Consider the following 17,102-nt stretch of genomic DNA (forward strand, 5'->3'; position numbering starts at 1 on the left):
TGCCTATTTTTTAGAAAACAATCTGTTTTTCACTTTCAACTTTCATGATTTTCAAAATATTTATTAATCCTTGTCAAAATCAAAGCCATAGAGAGTCGCAAAATAGTCCTCTGGTCGCTCTGCTCGGCGGATCAAGCGTGCTCCACCATCCTCTGTATATAGAATTTCTGCCGAACGAAGCTTGGCATTGTACTGGTAACCCATAGAGAAGCCATGCGCACCTGTATCATGAATGACTAACAAATCACCAATTTCTGTTTGAGGTAGCTCACGATTAACTGCAAACTTGTCATTGTTTTCACAGAGAGAGCCTACAACATCAACTACTTCAGTCTGACCATCAGGATGCATCATATTAGTAATGTGGTGATAAGCACCATACATAGCTGGTCTCATAAGATTAACAGCTGAGGCATCTACTCCTAGATATGTACGGTAGGTTTTCTTTTTATGAGTTACTTTTGTGACTAAAATTCCATGAGGTGCCAACATAAAGCGCCCTAGTTCTGTAAAGATCTTAACCTGACCAAGTCCTGCTGGTGTGAGGACTTCTTCATAAACCTGACGAACTCCCTCACCAATCAAAGCGATATCATTAGGCTCTTGATCTGGGCGGTAGTTAACTCCGATACCTCCAGAAAGATTGATAAAGTCCAGTGAAATACCTAACTTTTCCTTGATTTCTACTGCCAATTCAAAAAGCTGACGTGCTAATTCTGGATAGTAGAGATGGGTCACTGTATTGGAAGCTAGGAAGGAATGAATCCCAAAGGTTTTAGCTCCCTTTTCTTTCAAGATGGCAAAGGCTTCAAAAAGCTGTTCCTTAGTCATCCCGAACTTAGCTTCACCAGGATTATCCATAATATCCGTACCTAGTTCAAATACTCCACCAGGATTGTAACGGCAAGAGATGATTTCGGGAATACCTGCTGCACGTTCCAAATGCTCGATATCTTCAAAGGCATCTAAATTAATCGTCGCACCTAATTCACGAGCATAGGTATATTCTCTATCTGGGGTATTGTTAGATGAGAACATCATATCAGAACCGGTAAATCCCAGTTTATGACTCATCAAAAGTTCAACATAACTGGAACAATCCACTCCACATCCTTCTTCTTGTAAGATTTTCAAGATGGCTGGAGTTGGCGTTGCCTTAACTGCGAAGTATTCTTTAAAGCCCTTATTCCAAGAAAAGGCTTTGTTTACTGCTCGTGCTTTCTCGCGAATCCCTTTTTCATCGTAAAGATGGAATGGGGTTGGAAACTCCTCAACAATCTTTTCTAAGGCTTCACGTTTAATAAATGGTGTTTTCATAGGACTCCTTCATATTCATTATCAAAGAAAGGCTGGGACGAAAGTTCCAACCTTTGTATTTCAAGTCAATTCTTATTTTTCTGTATCAAAGATATTTCCAACTTCAACAGCAATTTGTTGGTTCTTCACATCAATGTTCGTGACTCTCAAGAGTGACTTGTAGTCGAACTGTTGTTCACGGTCTTCCTGTGCATTATCAGCAAAGACAGCTACACCAGCCAACTCTGAATCAAACTCAGACAAGAGGCTAATCATCCCGTTAATGGTTCCTCCACCCTTCAAGAAGTCATCGACGATCAAGACACGACTTCCTGCTTTGAGGCTACGTTTTGAAAGGAACATCTTTTCGATACGGTCACTAGAACCTGAAACATAGTTGACACTAACAGTTGAACCTTCAGTGATTTTCAAGTCGCGACGGACAATGACAAATGGTACGTTGAGGACATTTGCTACCGCATTCGCAAGCGGAACCCCTTTGGTCGCAACAGTCATAACGGCATCAATCTTCTGATCCATAAAGCTCTTAGCAATAATGCGACCGATATTTTTCAAAATAGCTGGAGTGCTCAATAGGTCAGATAAATAAATGTAGCCACCTGGCAGAATGCGGTCACTCTCTGAAAGTTTATCACGAAGCTCTTCGATAATCGTTTTAGACTCAAGGGTAGAGATCGATGGTGTAAAAATAACACCACCACCAGCACCTGTCACCGTTTGAATATGACCGATTTCAATTTCTTCGAAAGCACGTTTAATGATGACGATATCTTCAGAAATAGACGATTTGGCAGATTCATACTTTTCCGCAAAGGTGTTGAGACTGGTTAATTTGTATGGATTGTTAATCAAGTAATTGGAAATGACAACCATCCGATCACTTCTTCTTAATTTCATTATATTTTTACCATTCTTTTTTATTTAGTCTTTTTCTCATTATATCACACTAAAGCAAAAAAACGAACTTTATTGCCTAAATAAAGTTCATTTTTTTAGTTTCTAGTCTAATTTTGGCTTGTAGAAGGAACGATTGTCCATAGCAAATACTTTATTGGTCATTTCTCCCTTATCAACAAGGGCCAGAGCTGTTGTCATCATCATCATGCTGGCATCCAAATTATCAATCATATGAATAATTTCTGCTTCCATCACTCGAGGACGAACTGGACTACCATACTCAAGGAGACCATGATGACTGAGAATGACATGGCGAAGAAGTACAACCTCTTCTCTGGTATCATCAATGCCAAGTTCCATTACCGCTTTGGTAATTTCGCTATCAATCAGAGCGATATGACCGATAAGGTTTCCTCTTACTGTGTACTCTGTCTGGTCAGGACCTGTCAACTCAATAACCTTGGCAAGGTCGTGCAACATAATTCCCGCATAGAGCAAGCTCTTATTGAGCTGAGGATAAATATCTGCAATTGCTTCTGCCAAACGAACCATAGTGGCAGTATGATAAGCAAGACCTGTTTCAAAAGCATGATGGTTGGTCTTAGCAGCTGGATAAGAGTAGAATTCCTTGTCATACTTGGTGTAGAGATTCCGAACAATTCGCTGCCAAATTGGATTTTCAATTTTAAAAATCATCTGCGCCATATACTCACGAATCTCTTTGGCATCTACTGGAGATTTAACCTTAAAGTCCGCTGGGTCATTGGGTTCCCCAGGCTGAGGTAAGCGAAGGGTGATCTGATTAACCTGAGGGGTGTTATTATAAACTTCTCGGCGTCCCTGCATGTGGACTACTTTCCCTGCTGTAAAGGTTTCAACATTGTGGGGTTGAGCATCCCAGAGCTTCCCTTCGATTTCTCCACTATCATCTTGGAAGGTGAAGGCTAGGTAGTTTTTCCCAGCACGTGTCTGTCTCAGGTCAGCTGACTTAATCAGGTAAAAGCCTTCAAAAAGCTCATCTTTCTTCATGTGACTAATCTTCATATTCTTCCTCATCTTCTTGAAATTGGAGCAAATCAAGCATAGGCTCACCTTCTGATAACTCAATGTGACGAAGCGTTCGCTCGATAGCTGTAGTACGACGGTTTAATAAATCATCAATATTGCCAGAGGCATATTGGAGATGTTTTTGTGCCTTGACCAGAATCCCACCAAACTTGCCAAATTCGGTTTTGACACTAGCTAGGGTTTTACTAATATGATCTGCACTTTTTTGAATGTTTAGAGTCTTGAAACCAACCGATAGGGAGTTAAGAAGAGCCGACAAGGTACTTGGACCTGCAACGATAATTTGCTCCTCCCGTCTCAAATCATCAAAGAAAATCGGATTGCGAACAATTTCCGAATAGAGTCCTTCTGTCGGAACAAACAAGACTCCAAAATTGGTTGTCCGAGGTGGCGCCAGGTACTTACTCTTAATATCCTTAGCAAAACGCTTGACGCTTGCTAGGAGAGACTTACGACAGCGCTCAATCTCGTCCTTGTCACCTGCTTCATAGGCTTCTTCCAGACGGTAATAATCCGCCAGGGGAAACTTAGAATCAATCGGTAGATAAACATATTCCTGGTCACCTTGCCCAGGTAACTTGATAGCGTATTCCACACGTTCACTAGAGTTTTCAACCGTTGCAAATTCTCGTTCATACTGGGCAGGTGTCATGATGTCTTCAATAATCTGCCCCAGTTGTAATTCACCTAGAATTCCTCGGGTCTTGGTTCCAGAAAGGACTTTATTAAGCGCACCGACATCTCGCGCAACCGTCTGCATTTCACCCAGACCTCGATTGACAGATTCCAGTTGTTTAGAAACCGTCTCGAAGGATGCTTGCAAGCGAGTTTGCAAGGTCTTTTCTAACTTTTCCTCGACTGTTTGGCGCATCTGTTCCAAGCGTTGCTCATTTGATTCCTGCAAGGCTTGGAGACGTTGGTCGGTCTTATCTCTGGTTTGGAGGAGGTTCTCATTCATTTCCTGCCGAACCTGAGTCAGACCCTGATGCAATTCGATACGCACTTCCTGCAAGCGATCACTGACAGCCACTTCAAGATTTTTTTGATCAATCTGACTAGCTTGTCGAGCTTGTTCAAAGCGATAATCCAGCTGGTCTGAGAGATTATCTGCCTGATCTTCTAAACTCTTGGTCAAATATTGCTCCTGCTTGTCCTGCCTTTGCCAAATCAGAAAAAGCCCGGCTAGGTTAGCAATTAATAACAGTAGTAATACAATCTCCATCCTACCTCCTGTCCTTGCTATGCAAGACAACCACATAGCCATCTGGGCAAGTCACTGACACTTCCCTATCTATATATTCGTTAGAAGCGTAAACTTTCTTAAAGAAAAAATTCTCCTCTGTCAGTTCATACTTGGCACCGAGTATTGTCAAACGACTATCCCTCACAGGCATAAAGGCCAAATAATCATAGTCCGAACGTGGTTCTAGCTGACTGGTCCCTTCTGGGCAATAGCTAATCAAATTTTGCCCATCCTCAATCTCTATTTGACGCATATAGGGCGCCAATTTAAGATTGCTGGGTAGAAAGACATTAGCTAACATATGGTCAATGCGACCACCTAGGGCACCAAAAATAGTGACCTGAGCTTGAGGACTTTTTTCAAAAATCGTTAAAAGCGCTAGTTCCAGATCCGTATCATCTTTTTCTGGCTGGGCTTGGACAAAGCGCTGGGCATTCGCCTGAATCAACTGACGTTCTTCTACAGTCACAGAATCAAAATCCCCAACTGCAAGAGCAAGAGGAAGTTTTTCCTCTAGTACCCAAAGCGAGCCTCGATCCACACCGACAAAGCAGTCAAAATTTGTCCGATAGTGACCGCGGTCTCCGCCTGCAAAAACTGCAACTTTAGTCCAGTTGTTTTCTGAGAGCTTGCACTCGTTCATTGACATCTCCCTTAAAAACATAGGATCCTGCTACAAAAACTGTTGCACCAGCTTCTTTGGCTTGAGCAATAGTTTTATCATCAATCCCACCATCCACTTCAATTTCAAAATTCAAGCCTTTTTCCTCACGAAGGGAAACCAATTCACGTATCTTATCCATGGTTTCAGGCAGAAATGCTTGTCCGCCGAAACCTGGGTTAACGGTCATGACTAATACTTGGTCAACCAAATGAAGCACATGCTTAATCGCTTCAACAGGCGTACCAGGATTGATGACTACCGAAGGTTTAACACCGAGAGAACGAATTTTTTGAAGAGCGCCATGGATATGAGGTGTTGCCTCAACATGGATGCTGATAATATCCGCTCCCGCACGCGCAAAGTCCTCTAGATGATGTTCAGGATTAGAGACCATCAAATGGCAGTCAAAGACCATCTTGCTATGAGGACGAAGGCTTTCAACCACACCTGCACCAAAGCTGATCTGAGGTACAAAGTGACCATCCATGATATCGATATGGGCGTATTCTGCCCCAGTTGCTTCTAGGCGTTTAATTTCACGTTCAAAGTTGGCATAATCCGCTGCCAGAATTGACGGAGCAATCTTGTATTGAGACATAGGTTTCTCCTTATTTTGGAATTTTTTTGCTGACTTTTTTATAGGTTTCTCTACGATTTTCAATCTCACTGAGGAATTGTAGGTAGTTGTCAAAACGGAAGGTGGCAATGTTCCCCTCTTCTACTGCTGGTTTCACTGCGCAAGATGGCTCATGGGTATGAGTACATGTACGGAACTTGCAGTCTCGACTGACACTAGCAATTTCTGGAAAGGCTAGATTAAGGTCTTCTGCTGTTGTTACTTCGTAATCCAGCGATGAAAAACCTGGTGTGTCTGCGATTTTCCCACCATTGAGATTGTAAAAACTAACCGCTCGAGTGGTGTGACGACCACGACCCAGACTGTCTGAGATTTCTCCCGTTTCTAGATTGAGATCAGGTGCGATTTTATTGAGCAAAGTTGACTTTCCAACACCTGTCTGCCCCATAAAGACCGTAACCTTGCCTGTCAACAAGGGTAAAAGTTCTTCTTTACTCGTCACAAAATCGTAACCAATAGCACGATATGTTTTCTCGTAGAAATCCAGTTCTCTCCTATCCTCTAGTAAGTCCATTTTGGAAATATAGACAATAGGGTGAATGCCCTTGTGCTCCAAAAGGACCAAGAAGCGATCCAATAAATTGCTATTAAAGTCAGGTTCCTTGACGGACATAATGACAACGGCCTGGTCAATATTGACAATGGGTGGACGAACCAAACTATTTTTTCGTTCATGAATCTTGAGGATATAACCTTCGGAATTCTCCTCTGCAGAAAATTCTACCCAATCTCCAACATAGGGGGTATGGCCTTTTTTACGAAAATTCCCACGTGCGCGTGTTTGATAAACCTGGTCCTCACTCTCCACATAGTAGAAGCCAGCCAAGGCTTTAATGATTTGTCCCTGCATCTTAGAGCCCTTGTCCTTTAAGCGCATCTGCTAGACTGGCAAATTCTGCCAAGCTGAGAGCTTCACCACGTACAGATGGTGACAAGCCTGCTTGGTCCAAAGCCTTGGTCAATTTGTCCTTGATCTCCTCAGTTTTCCCAAAGTAACCTGTCAAGTTGTTCCACAAGGTCTTGCGGCGATGAGTGAAACTTGCCTTGGAAACCTTAAAGAAGAAGTTCTCGTCTGTTACTGCTACAGCAGGTTCTGGACGACGCACCATTTTCAGGATAGCTGAATCCACATTTGGTGCTGGCACAAAGACCGTACGAGGTACGATAAAGGCAACCTTAGCTGTCATGTAATACTGAACGGCAATCGACAAGCTGCCGTAAGCCTTGGTATTTGGCTTAGCAGAGATACGATCTGCCACTTCTCTTTGCATCATAACCACAAACTCACTAAAAGGAATGCCACTCTCAATCAAGTGCATGAGAATAGGTGTCGTGATATAGTAGGGTAAGTTGGCCACTACCTTGATGGGCAAGTCAGGATTTTTGAAATTCTGGATATGTTGCGCTAGGTCAACTTTTAGAATGTCTTCGTTAACTACGGTTACATTGTCAAAATCCCGCAAGGTATCCGCTAGGATTGGTACCAAGCGGTGGTCAATCTCAAAAGCCATGACTTCTGCTGCACGCTCAGCCAGAAACTCTGTCAAGGCACCAATACCTGGCCCGATTTCGATAACATTAACCTGGTCATCAATCTCAGCCGTATCCACAATTTTTTGGAGGATATTGGTGTCGGTCAAGAAATTTTGCCCGAAGGATTTTTTAAAGGTAAAACCGTGACTCTCCAGCACTGCCTTAGTCACGCTATAATCTGCAATTCTCATTTATTCTCTTTTCTAATTATTAAAAAACTCTCTAATCTTTAGCTCTGCCTTCTAGTTCCTCACTGAGCTCTTGCATTTCTTTAAAAGCTGTTAGACTAACATAGGCACCAGCTTCATAGTATTCCGTTGGGTTTATGGCATAGTCAAAGCCTTCAATCATGCCTCCAGCTTCTTCAATCATGCCATTCCACTTTTCATCAAAGACCATTCTCAGACGTTTCCAATCAGTAAATACTGGAACGGAATTTCGTCCATCTTTTCCCTCTCTAACGGGAATATTAAAGTTAGCGTCTTTTTCCAAAACAAAGGAATTCCCTTCTGAATTATCTTCTGGGAATCCTGATGCTGCATCTAATGGAAGCAAGAATTTTGCTTTAGGCATAGCCATAGAGAAGAACTTGTAGTAAAGTCCATAAACTAGTTCTTGCTCTTCTGTAGTCGGTTGGTCCATCTGCCCCATCAAAAGCATCCATCTTACTAGGTCAGGGTTCATCACAGGAACTTGTATTTCTGGTAAATCAGAAAAATCTGGTTTTTGAACCAAGGCAGGAGCGCTGATGCTGACTTCCTTGGAATTAAAGATTGCTCCCATGGCACCATTTAAGTAAAAGGCTGTCCCAAGGAAATTCTCAATCCCTTTTTTATCTTCCGTATTTTCAATCAGTTTTACGACTGAGTTTGGTCGACTATCAATGGTTTCTTTAAATTGGCGATACCAAGATGGCGTCAAAAGCATGATCATGGGATCTGTGCACAAATAGCCCTCTTCTCCCCTGTCATAGGTCGTTGAGAAAAGATAGGGTTCACCTGTTTTTTCCGAATAAACTGCATAAACCGAATCTGCTACCAACAACTTGTCCTTGACAATTTCTGCTAGACCTTCCAACTTGCGGGTGTTAGCTTGATAGCTTTCTTCACTTTCAGTTTCCTGATTTTGACGGCATTTCCATAAAAAGAGACGTAAAATTTCTACGCTATCATCAAGGCTAGCTGCCAAATAGTCTTCATTTGTTAACTGACCCTCTTGGATGGCTACAAAAGCACGATAAAGAGCATCTGAATAGCTAGATAATTTTTGCTCTTCCTCAACACCTGAACTAAAGAGCACACTTCCTTTTTTCAATTTATCCAAAGAAGGAATCCTATCAACCACTAGATGCGCGAGAACTTCATCAGTTAGACTATCTGCATCTTTGTTTTGACTGCTGAGTTTTTTAACCTCTACAGTACCAAGACTTTCCATTCCTTGGTCGGGATTGCAAAATTGCAACTGATCCCCAACATTCAGACTACCTTCTAAACTCCCAACAATCAATAATTGATTCGTTTCCTTCATCGGGAACAAATCTAGAACACCAATACATGCATTGTTTTTAGATTCTTCTGTTTCTTTCTGTGCTTCAGTGATTTCAGCTGCCTCTGCAGTTTCCGTCTTTTTTAAAAAATCAAAGATTCCCATAACTTTTCCTCATTAACTCCACACAAGGCTAATCCTGTGGAGCACTTTTCTAATGCTTGCTATCAAGCCTGATTAAATCGTATATGATCACTTCTATTGTATCATATTCCCCCTACATTTTGGGGGAGTTTCTCAACCCTCATACGATTTCATGGCATCTTCAACTTCAGCTAAACTGATGCCAAATAATTCTAAACGCTTGAGAAGTTGTTTCCCATTGGAATAACCAATACGTAGACTCTCTCCTAGATATTCTCTGCGTTTTCGGCTATCTGCGCCTGCTAGAAAACCAAGACGAATCAAGTCACTACGGCTAATGTCAAAGTCACTTTCTGCTTCAAATTGCTCTGTTACTTGTTCCAACGCTGTTTTCAAGTCTTCATAACTGGCATGTTCGATTCCTAGGGAACGTCCTTTGGTCTTGGACTTTGGCACTGCCTCATCACGTTTGAGAAAAGCGTGTTGCACTGTTGGAACAGCCGTCATAATCATCCGACGGATCCGTTCACCATTAAAGTCAGGATCTGTAAAGACAATCACCCCATGACGTTGGTGTAGACGTTGGATTCGTTCAAGATCTTGCTCATTGATAGCAGAGCCACGAGTCTCATAGGTCTCCACATCAAAATAACGTTTGAGATTGGCCGTATCATCACGCCCTTCTACTACGATGACTTGGGAAATTTTCTTTTTCATGATTTACGTTCCAGTCCAAAAATTCGTTCTGCATTTGCACTTGTCGCAGCAGCTAATTCTTCTGTCGACACGCCACGCAAATCTGCAATAAAGTCCACTACATAGCGCGTGTAAGCTGTCTTGTTTTCGCGACCACGTTTGGGAACGGGTGCCAAGTAAGGGGCATCAGTCTCTACCAAAATCTTATCCAAAGGCAATTCTTTGGCCGCCTCTTGAATGTCTGTCGCTTTTTTAAAGGTCACCACTCCAGAAAAGGAAATAGTCATACCAAGCTCTACAAACTTCTCAGCCCACTCCAGTGGACCTGAGAAGGAATGCATAATCCCACCACGGGGACCAACTTCCTCACTCTTAATAATCTCATAGGTATCTTCTAGCGCATCACGGGTATGGACCACAAAAGGCAAGTCCAGTTCCTTAGATAGCTGAATCTGACGACGGAAAACTTGTTCCTGCACCTCTTTGGGCGCCGTCATCCAGTGATAGTCCAAACCAATCTCACCCAAGGCTACCACTTTAGGATGTTTTAGCTTATCCAACAGGTATTTCTCAACGTCATCTGTATAAGTCCCTGCTTCTGTCGGATGCCAACCAATCGTCGCATAAAGTTGGTCATATTCTTCCACCAATTCTAAGGCACGTTCAATGGTTGGTTTGTCAAAACCAACAATATTCATCCGAGTCACACCCATTTCAGCCGCTAGGTCTATTTCTTCTGCTTCTCTTCCCAAAAATTCTTCCACATTCAAGTGGGTATGTGTATCAAAAATCATGTATATTCCCTCGTTTTTTCTACCTTCTATTATACCAAAAAACTAGTCTCATTCTTATAGGAAAAAATATTTTGAAATCATTCATTTTTTCTTGACGACTTATTTTCATAGCAGTATAATAACTCTTGTTGAAATTTTCAGAAAAGGAAAGAAAATGTTTACAAAATTAAAATATACCTTTATTGGTCGTCCCCTTAAGTCCTTGACTGAAGGCGAGGGAGGACTACTTGGAAAAACACAGGCACTTGCAATGCTCTCAAGCGATGCCCTTTCATCTATCGCCTATGGACCTGAGCAAGTCGTCCTTGTCTTGGCTAGCCTATCTCCACTTGCTATTTGGTGGAGTCTCCCTATCGGCATTTTTGTCCTCTTGCTACTTGCTAGTCTAACCATTTCTTACCGACAAATCATTCACGCCTACCCTCAAGGTGGGGGTGCCTACATGGTAACACGAGAAAATCTTTCTCCTGAGCTCGGTTTGATTGCCGGTGGAAGCTTGCTTGTTGACTATATGCTAACAGTAGCCGTATCCGTGGCCGCAGGAGCTGATGCGATCACAGCAGCACTTCCTGCACTCCATCCCTACAATCTCCATATCTCCATTTTTCTAGTATGTTTGCTCATGCTTTTGAATCTGCGTGGCTTGAAGGAATCTGCTAGTTCTCTGATGATTCCTGTCTATCTCTTTATCTTTAGTACGGTCTTCCTCTTATTGTTTGGTATCTTCCAACTATTGACAGGTTCTCTCAGCTATCATGCAACCTCTGCAATTGGTCAAACCGTCCCAAGTCTCTCAATTGTCCTAATTTTAAGAGCCTTCACCAGCGGTTCAGCTTCACTAACAGGGGTTGAAGCCATCTCAAATGCCGTTCCATTTTTCAAGACTCCCAAAGAGAAGAACGCAGCTCAAACATTGACCATCATGTCTCTGATTCTTGGTTTTCTCTTTGCAGGAATTACCTTCCTAAACTACTGGATGGGGATTACACCTCAACACGGAGAAACAATCCTCTCACAAATGGCTAAAGGAATTTTAGGGGATTCAGCTCTCGGTCAGATTGTTTATTATCTCTTCCAATTCTCAACTGCCCTAATCCTAGCCGTAGCTGCAAATACTGGTTTTTCTGCCTTCCCGATGTTGGCATACAATATGGCTAAGAACAAATACATGCCCCATCTCTTTATGGAAAAGGGAGACCGCCTGGGTTATTCAAACGGTATTTTGACCTTAGCCTTTGGCGCTATGATCCTTCTGCTCATTTTCAACGGAAATACAGAACGCTTGATTCCTCTTTATACTATTGGAGTTTTCGTACCTTTCGCACTTTCTCAAACAGGGATGATTCGCCACTGGAAAAAAGAAAAAGGCTCTCATTTCTTAAAATCTGCCTTTGCAAATATCCTAGGTGCCATCATTTGTTATGCCATCGTTCTTATCTTACTCTTCTTCAGACTTGGAGATATCTGGCCATTCTTCCCTATTATCCTGGTCCTAACCTTCCTCTTTTTGTCTATCCACAGTCATTACCAAAAAGTGGCCAAACAGCTTCGACTTTATGAAGGAATTCAAAAGAAAACCTACGATGGCAATATCGTCCTTGTATTAGTGGGAAATGTTACCCGAGTCAGCGTCGGAGCGATTAATTACGCTCAAAGCATTGGAGATGAAGTTTTGGCCATGCACATTTCCACCAAGGAAACGGAGGAAAAAGACCAAGAAATCCTCCAAGAATTTACCGACTACTTCCCAAATATCACTCTAAAAAACATTAATACTAGCTATCGCGATATCATCACACCTACAGTTCGCTATGTTCGAAAAATCTCTCAAGAAGCCAAGAAAAAGAACTACACAGTTACAGTTCTAGTACCCCAATTTATCCCTAACAAACCTTGGCAAAATATCCTACACAATCAAATGAGCCTCAAATTGAAATACGCTCTCAGATGGCACGAAGATGTCGTCGTTGCCAGCTATTCATATCATTTGAAAGAATAAAGAAAAGGCATTACCAGAACCAACAAGCTACTGGTAATGCCTTTTTTCTGAATCTAGTCCCTAAAATTAGCCTTATACTCAATGAAAATCAAAGAGGAAACTAGGAAACTAGCCGCAGGCTGCTCAAAGCACTGCTTTGAGGTTGTAGATGAAACTGACGAAGTCAGCTCAAAACATGGTTTTGAGGTTGTAGATAAGATTGACGAAGTCAGTTACCTATACCTACGGCAAGGCGACGTTAACGCAGTTTGAAGAGATTTTCGAAGAGTATTAAAATTTTATTGATAACCTTCTTCTATCGAATGTGGTTAGCCAAATCTTCTTGGGCTTTTTTATTAGACTCCGCTTTTTCTTTTTGCCATTTTTCATAAAGTTCTTGATACTGTTTAGCAGTCACTGGTTCCTTTTGCAATTCAACATATTTGTAGTTGTCCGCATCTCCTTTGTGCCCAACAAATGAGAAGGCCCCTGTAAACGGAACTGTCTTACGGAAGAGAGGATTAGCCCCTCCACTTTGAACTGGTAGGAAGAGAGCACTATCTGTCAACCAAGCTTGAACTTCGGCAAATTTTTCATAACGTGTTTGCGTATTTTCATTCTCATTATCTGCCGCATCCAACAACTCCTTGTAGGTAGCTAAACCGAGTTTTTCCTTGACTTCATTGTCTTTTCCTGGAGTCAAGCCAAGATTTTTCAACTGAGAACCAGAGTCTGGATCCAAAAGGTCAAGATAGGTTTTCGGATCTGAGAAATCTCCACTCCACCCTGAGATATCGATGTCATAGTCCTTTTGATCAGCAGTATCTGCAAAGAAGGTAGCATTGTCTTTCTCGTCTGGAGACAATTGAATGATATCAATAACAATATTATCGGATCCAAGCGTTGCTTCAACGGTCTGCTTGAAGGAGCTTGCCTGCTGAACATCCAACTTAGCAGTCTGGTCAACCAACATATCCAGGTGGATAGGGAAGGTCACACCTTCTGCCTGCAAACTTTCTTTAGCCTTAGCAAATTCAGACTTGGCCTTTTCAGGATCCAAGAAAGCAGCTTGAGCGTCGTTTAGATTGATATTAGACCACTCTGTACCATAGTTGACTATTTTTTCATTGACAGCATCTCCAAAGTTTTTGCCACCGATTTGAACAAAGTTACTTGGTGTGACTGTATTTCTAAGGATTCGATCAGCCCCATCTTCTCCATTTGTCTGGGCAGCATAGGCATGACGGTCAAAGGCAAAGTTAATAGCCTGACGGAAGTCTTTGTTTTGCATTGCTAGACGAGAATCCGTCTTTTCTTTGTCCGTCTGTTTCATGGTTTGCTTGTAGCTTTGACGATTGACATTGAAGAGATAGTAGAAGGTTATAGCATTTTGAGGGGTATAGGTAATCTTATCTTCATTCCCTTTTTTCAGCTGGTCAAAGACTGAGCTTGTTGGGAAAATACGCCCGTCTGTATAGTTGCCTTCCAAGAATCCTCTAGCCAAACTATCTTGGTCTGAACCGTCATAGAAGGAAAGTTTTACTTTTTCAATCTTCACATTGTCCTTGTCCCAGTAATTAGGATTTTTTTCAAACTCAATTAAAGATTTTGAAGTGAATGATTTGAATAAGTAAGGTCCATTTGACAGGATACTAGATGGAGTTACACTTCCAAATTCGTCCCCCTTAGATTTCAAAAAGGCTTCATTGACTGGACTCAAAATTCCACCTGTTGTCTTAGAATTCCAATAGGACTCCGGCTTGTTTAAGGTATATTGGAGAGTATAGTCATCGACTGCCTTGATACCAACAGTCTCAAAGTCTGATGATTGCCCCTCAACATAGTCCGCCAAACCTTTGATAGAGTCTTGCACCAAGTACAAGTTTTCTGCTTTTTTATCCGCCGCATACCTTAGGCCTGTCACAAAGTCATGAGCTGTTACCTCTGTATATTCTTCCCCTTCAGAGGTATACCACTTGACACCTTGACGGATTTTATAGGTATAGGTCAAGCCATCTTTTGATACTGTCCATGATTCAGCCATGGAAGGAACCAGATTGCCATACTTATCATTTTCCAACAAACCATCAATCAAGTTTGTCGTAATGCTAGACGTCGAGCCACGTGTCGAAGTAATGTAGTCTAATGTATCTGGATTGCTAGCAAATACATAAGAGTAGGTTTTATCAGATGCATTTGACTGTGTCGAGCTACAAGCTACCATCAAGAAGCTAGCACTCAAAACTCCAGCCCCTAGTAAGAGAGCTTTTGATTTTTTCATAAATATTCTCCATTTATATATTATATGAAATATTATACACTATTTCAGAAAAAATAGAAAGTAAATGCAGGCCATCATTTAGGGCAAAACAAAAGCCAGTAGACTCGAGTTCCTACTGACTTCTTTGTTGAATTCGTTTGGATTATGCAGCCAAAACTTTGCGTCCTTTACGACGACGAGCTGCCAATACGCGACGACCGTTTTTAGTTGACATACGGTTACGGAATCCGTGTTTGCGCGCACGACGTAGTTTACTTGGTTGATAAGTACGTTTCACGATGAATACCTCCTCATAGATTTTGTATTCGTTTAGCCGGCTATAAAGTGATCAGTTACTAAACATACTTTACTATTCTATCTGATTCTTTCGCATTTGTCAATAGCTCTGACAAATGTTTCCAGCTTTTTTGCTGGGGGGATAATTTGAAAATCCTTCCAATTTACTTTCGAAATCTATAAAATATCTAATGTACTAGTAATTTACCCAATTGGTACACTCAAAGTTCCAAGTTTTTCCTCTTGAACCCTTCCGCCTGCCTATTAAATGTAAAAGGTGCTTTCTATATTTTCCTTCTGTCACTTCTTGCATTTAAAAAGCAACAACACCGTAGGATGACGATTCTACCGTATTTTAATTGGCAATAAACAAGATATTTAGCAATAATCCTTTCTAGTTATCATCGATTAAATCTCTTTTTTAAAAAAACTAATATGTGTAGTTATCTAAAACCTCTATCTATTTTTCTTAAACAACACAAAAACACTCTAGACGTAAAAATAGTTGTTATCCTAGTTGATTAAAAAAATCTCTGATTTCCTCATCTTTTATAAAATAATATATAATTTTCCCCTCTCTTCTAGTGTCCAAGATGTTTTGATTGGCTAGTTTACGAAGATGGTGGGAGGCAGATGCCATACTGAGATCTAGTAAACAGGCTATATCACAGACACAGAGTTCTTCAACAGCAAGGAGATAAAAGATGATATTTATCTGTTTATTATCGGTAAACTTTGTTAAAATGCGAAGTGATTTTTGGACTTTTTCCTTTTCAAGGTAGTTCATTGCGGTTGTAACATTTTGTTGATTTATAATATTCACTTGGCATATACTATCTTTTTTCATAATTTTTTCTCCTAGCCGAACACAGTCCTTAGCATGTCAAAGCTGTTGTTTTCAATCAGGATATACATCCCCAATCCTAAATAAACAACGGCAATAAACCATCTGCTATATTTTTCCAAAGTTTCTCCAACAGAAGGGACTTGAGCCAATTTTTGGGCAGAAAAAACCAAGAGATAAATCATGACTAGAAAAGTAAGTAAAGCCACTATCAAATTCGCTAAATTTAAGGTAATAAAATATGGGACAAAAACACCAATATTATCAGCACCACAACTTGCAAAAGTAATCATAGCGACTAAAAAAATCAGGTTTTTATCATCTTTGCGCAAACCATCTTTTGCAATAGCTTCTCCATCAGAATCTCCTAAAAGCAAAACTTTGAGTCCTAGGAAAATTGGAATCAAACCGAGCAAACCTAAAATCTCTTTACTAGGAATATAATTTAAGACAAATGCAAAAAGTAAACTTAGCAATATTAGACTAACAGAGCCTAGAAATTGTCCTAAATAGATGTTAATGATGTCTTTTCTGCTTTTTCTTTTGGCAAAAAATAACATTAGGATAATAAGTAAGTCTACGGCTGTCCCAGAATACAGGATTATTGAAGTAACAACATTTTGAATCATAAAACACCTCATTCAAATATATTTTTGAATGTATTTTAACATTAAACTTTGTAGATGTCAACTTCAGCTCCATCAAAATATAGATAAGAAGGTAGTGTACCAAACATTAAAAAGCTCTGCCATCGAAATGATAGCAGGGCTTAATTTCAATATCTAAATGATATATTTATCTAAAAAAGGTAGTGAAAAAGGTAGAGATTGAACTGAAATATAGTAAAATTAACAAAAGAAAAAAACGCTTGGAATGAACTGCACCCCAAAAGTTAGACAGAAAAAATCTAACTTTTGGGGTGTTTTGTTATGAAATTAACTTATGATGATAAAGTTCAAATCTATGAACTTAGAAAACAAGGATATAGCTTAGAGAAGCTTTCAAATATATTTGGGATAAACAATTCTAATATTAGGTACATGATTAAATTGATTGATCGTTACGGAATAGAGTTCGTCAAAAAAGGAAAAAATCGTTACTATTCTCCTGATTTAAAACAAGAAATGATTAATAAAGTCTTACATGAAGGCTGGACTAAAGATAGAGTTTCTCTTGAATACGGCCTCCCAAGTCGTACTATACTTCTTAATTGGCTAGCACAATACAAGAAAAACGGGTATACTA

General features: G+C 40.6%; 18 protein-coding genes and 1 pseudogene. 4 read left to right on the forward strand and 15 right to left on the reverse strand.

Annotated features, from left to right (window positions below; all coding sequences use genetic code 11):
- Nucleotides 1–63 precede the first annotated feature (63 nt).
- The 11 genes from QM877_RS03635 to QM877_RS03685 form a co-directional block, all read right to left on the reverse strand.
- Nucleotides 64–1,317, reverse strand: coding sequence for a diaminopimelate decarboxylase (locus QM877_RS03635; protein ID WP_414317623.1), 1,254 nt, complete (start codon nucleotides 1,315–1,317; stop codon nucleotides 64–66).
- Nucleotides 1,318–1,389: 72 nt separating this feature from the next.
- Nucleotides 1,390–2,214, reverse strand: a complete 825-nt coding sequence (gene purR, locus QM877_RS03640) for a pur operon repressor (RefSeq protein WP_049528290.1) — start codon at nucleotides 2,212–2,214, stop codon at nucleotides 1,390–1,392.
- A gap of 102 nt (nucleotides 2,215–2,316) precedes the next feature.
- Nucleotides 2,317–3,258 carry a 3'-5' exoribonuclease YhaM family protein gene (locus QM877_RS03645; protein WP_075232254.1) on the reverse strand — a complete coding sequence of 314 codons (942 nt, stop codon included), beginning with the start codon at nucleotides 3,256–3,258 and terminating at the stop codon, nucleotides 2,317–2,319.
- On the reverse strand, nucleotides 3,248–4,504 hold the full coding sequence (rmuC, locus tag QM877_RS03650; RefSeq protein WP_414317624.1) for a DNA recombination protein RmuC: 1,257 nt from the start codon (nucleotides 4,502–4,504) through the stop codon (nucleotides 3,248–3,250). Before rmuC ends, QM877_RS03645 begins: the two co-directional genes overlap by 11 nt.
- Before the next feature lies 1 nt (nucleotide 4,505).
- Nucleotides 4,506–5,168, reverse strand: coding sequence for a thiamine diphosphokinase (locus QM877_RS03655; RefSeq protein ID WP_153225132.1), 663 nt, complete (start codon nucleotides 5,166–5,168; stop codon nucleotides 4,506–4,508).
- Nucleotides 5,131–5,787, reverse strand: coding sequence for a ribulose-phosphate 3-epimerase (gene rpe, locus QM877_RS03660; RefSeq protein WP_049528300.1), 657 nt, complete (start codon nucleotides 5,785–5,787; stop codon nucleotides 5,131–5,133). The genes QM877_RS03655 and rpe overlap by 38 nt, the downstream gene beginning before the upstream one ends.
- A 10-nt stretch (nucleotides 5,788–5,797) precedes the next feature.
- Complete coding sequence (rsgA, locus tag QM877_RS03665; RefSeq protein ID WP_414317632.1) at nucleotides 5,798–6,676, reverse strand: ribosome small subunit-dependent GTPase A; 879 nt, start codon at nucleotides 6,674–6,676, stop codon at nucleotides 5,798–5,800.
- A 1-nt stretch (nucleotide 6,677) separates the two neighbouring features.
- The gene (gene rsmA, locus QM877_RS03670; protein ID WP_414317625.1) at nucleotides 6,678–7,550 is read right to left on the reverse strand and encodes a 16S rRNA (adenine(1518)-N(6)/adenine(1519)-N(6))-dimethyltransferase RsmA; all 873 of its coding nucleotides are present in this window, start codon (nucleotides 7,548–7,550) and stop codon (nucleotides 6,678–6,680) included.
- 31 nt (nucleotides 7,551–7,581) lie between these two features.
- The gene (locus QM877_RS03675; protein WP_414317626.1) at nucleotides 7,582–9,009 is read right to left on the reverse strand and encodes an SseB family protein; all 1,428 of its coding nucleotides are present in this window, start codon (nucleotides 9,007–9,009) and stop codon (nucleotides 7,582–7,584) included.
- Between the two features lie 132 nt (nucleotides 9,010–9,141).
- Entirely contained in the window at nucleotides 9,142–9,705 is a 564-nt protein-coding gene (gene rnmV, locus QM877_RS03680) for a ribonuclease M5 (RefSeq protein WP_414317627.1), read from the reverse strand.
- Complete coding sequence (locus QM877_RS03685) at nucleotides 9,702–10,478, reverse strand: TatD family hydrolase (RefSeq protein ID WP_414317628.1); 777 nt, start codon at nucleotides 10,476–10,478, stop codon at nucleotides 9,702–9,704. Before QM877_RS03685 ends, rnmV begins: the two co-directional genes overlap by 4 nt.
- A 154-nt stretch (nucleotides 10,479–10,632) precedes the next feature.
- Between QM877_RS03685 and QM877_RS03690 the strand changes: the two genes are divergently transcribed.
- Both QM877_RS03690 and QM877_RS03695 read left to right on the forward strand, forming a co-directional pair.
- Nucleotides 10,633–12,477, forward strand: a complete 1,845-nt coding sequence (locus QM877_RS03690; protein ID WP_414311208.1) for an APC family permease — start codon at nucleotides 10,633–10,635, stop codon at nucleotides 12,475–12,477.
- 81 nt (nucleotides 12,478–12,558) lie between these two features.
- The gene (locus tag QM877_RS03695) at nucleotides 12,559–12,729 is read left to right on the forward strand and encodes a hypothetical protein (protein WP_414311209.1); all 171 of its coding nucleotides are present in this window, start codon (nucleotides 12,559–12,561) and stop codon (nucleotides 12,727–12,729) included.
- Between the two features lie 43 nt (nucleotides 12,730–12,772).
- Here QM877_RS03695 and QM877_RS03700 read toward each other — a convergent pair whose 3' ends face one another.
- From QM877_RS03700 to QM877_RS03715, 4 genes are all read right to left on the reverse strand, one after another.
- Nucleotides 12,773–14,737 (reverse strand): peptide ABC transporter substrate-binding protein, encoded by a 1,965-nt coding sequence (locus QM877_RS03700; protein ID WP_414317629.1) that lies wholly within the window; start codon nucleotides 14,735–14,737, stop codon nucleotides 12,773–12,775.
- Nucleotides 14,738–14,879: 142 nt separating this feature from the next.
- Nucleotides 14,880–15,014 (reverse strand): 50S ribosomal protein L34, encoded by a 135-nt coding sequence (rpmH, locus tag QM877_RS03705; protein ID WP_000831905.1) that lies wholly within the window; start codon nucleotides 15,012–15,014, stop codon nucleotides 14,880–14,882.
- A 507-nt stretch (nucleotides 15,015–15,521) separates the two neighbouring features.
- A complete protein-coding gene (gene cadX, locus QM877_RS03710) occupies nucleotides 15,522–15,860 on the reverse strand; it encodes a Cd(II)/Zn(II)-sensing metalloregulatory transcriptional regulator CadX (protein WP_049549049.1) in 339 nt (112 codons plus the stop codon).
- Nucleotides 15,861–15,871: 11 nt separating this feature from the next.
- The gene (locus QM877_RS03715) at nucleotides 15,872–16,486 is read right to left on the reverse strand and encodes a CadD family cadmium resistance transporter (RefSeq protein ID WP_084972499.1); all 615 of its coding nucleotides are present in this window, start codon (nucleotides 16,484–16,486) and stop codon (nucleotides 15,872–15,874) included.
- 28 nt (nucleotides 16,487–16,514) lie between these two features.
- On the opposite strand from QM877_RS03715, the gene QM877_RS03720 reads away from it, so the two are divergent.
- Both QM877_RS03720 and QM877_RS03725 read left to right on the forward strand, forming a co-directional pair.
- A complete protein-coding gene (locus QM877_RS03720; protein ID WP_080979389.1) occupies nucleotides 16,515–16,643 on the forward strand; it encodes a FanG protein in 129 nt (42 codons plus the stop codon).
- A gap of 143 nt (nucleotides 16,644–16,786) precedes the next feature.
- Nucleotides 16,787–17,102, forward strand: a pseudogene (locus tag QM877_RS03725) (IS3 family transposase); the annotation flags it as partial.

The organism is Streptococcus infantis, from assembly GCF_047463655.1.
In the GTDB taxonomy this organism is placed as follows: domain Bacteria; phylum Bacillota; class Bacilli; order Lactobacillales; family Streptococcaceae; genus Streptococcus; species Streptococcus infantis_Z.

What these genes read in the sequence shown, in the direction of transcription:
- QM877_RS03635 (WP_414317623.1), bottom strand. Translation starts at nt 1,317, where the DNA reads ATGAAAACACCATTTATTAAACGTGAAGCCTTAGAAAAGATTGTTGAG.
- purR (WP_049528290.1), bottom strand. Translation starts at nt 2,214, where the DNA reads ATGAAATTAAGAAGAAGTGATCGGATGGTTGTCATTTCCAATTACTTG.
- QM877_RS03645 (WP_075232254.1), bottom strand. Translation starts at nt 3,258, where the DNA reads ATGAAGATTAGTCACATGAAGAAAGATGAGCTTTTTGAAGGCTTTTAC.
- rmuC (WP_414317624.1), bottom strand. Translation starts at nt 4,504, where the DNA reads ATGGAGATTGTATTACTACTGTTATTAATTGCTAACCTAGCCGGGCTT.
- QM877_RS03655 (WP_153225132.1), bottom strand. Translation starts at nt 5,168, where the DNA reads ATGAACGAGTGCAAGCTCTCAGAAAACAACTGGACTAAAGTTGCAGTT.
- rpe (WP_049528300.1), bottom strand. Translation starts at nt 5,787, where the DNA reads ATGTCTCAATACAAGATTGCTCCGTCAATTCTGGCAGCGGATTATGCC.
- rsgA (WP_414317632.1), bottom strand. Translation starts at nt 6,676, where the DNA reads ATGCAGGGACAAATCATTAAAGCCTTGGCTGGCTTCTACTATGTGGAG.
- rsmA (WP_414317625.1), bottom strand. Translation starts at nt 7,550, where the DNA reads ATGAGAATTGCAGATTATAGCGTGACTAAGGCAGTGCTGGAGAGTCAC.
- QM877_RS03675 (WP_414317626.1), bottom strand. Translation starts at nt 9,009, where the DNA reads ATGGGAATCTTTGATTTTTTAAAAAAGACGGAAACTGCAGAGGCAGCT.
- rnmV (WP_414317627.1), bottom strand. Translation starts at nt 9,705, where the DNA reads ATGAAAAAGAAAATTTCCCAAGTCATCGTAGTAGAAGGGCGTGATGAT.
- QM877_RS03685 (WP_414317628.1), bottom strand. Translation starts at nt 10,478, where the DNA reads ATGATTTTTGATACACATACCCACTTGAATGTGGAAGAATTTTTGGGA.
- QM877_RS03690 (WP_414311208.1), top strand. Translation starts at nt 10,633, where the DNA reads ATGTTTACAAAATTAAAATATACCTTTATTGGTCGTCCCCTTAAGTCC.
- QM877_RS03695 (WP_414311209.1), top strand. Translation starts at nt 12,559, where the DNA reads ATGAAAATCAAAGAGGAAACTAGGAAACTAGCCGCAGGCTGCTCAAAG.
- QM877_RS03700 (WP_414317629.1), bottom strand. Translation starts at nt 14,737, where the DNA reads ATGAAAAAATCAAAAGCTCTCTTACTAGGGGCTGGAGTTTTGAGTGCT.
- cadX (WP_049549049.1), bottom strand. Translation starts at nt 15,860, where the DNA reads ATGAAAAAAGATAGTATATGCCAAGTGAATATTATAAATCAACAAAAT.
- QM877_RS03715 (WP_084972499.1), bottom strand. Translation starts at nt 16,486, where the DNA reads ATGATTCAAAATGTTGTTACTTCAATAATCCTGTATTCTGGGACAGCC.
- QM877_RS03720 (WP_080979389.1), top strand. Translation starts at nt 16,515, where the DNA reads ATGTATTTTAACATTAAACTTTGTAGATGTCAACTTCAGCTCCATCAA.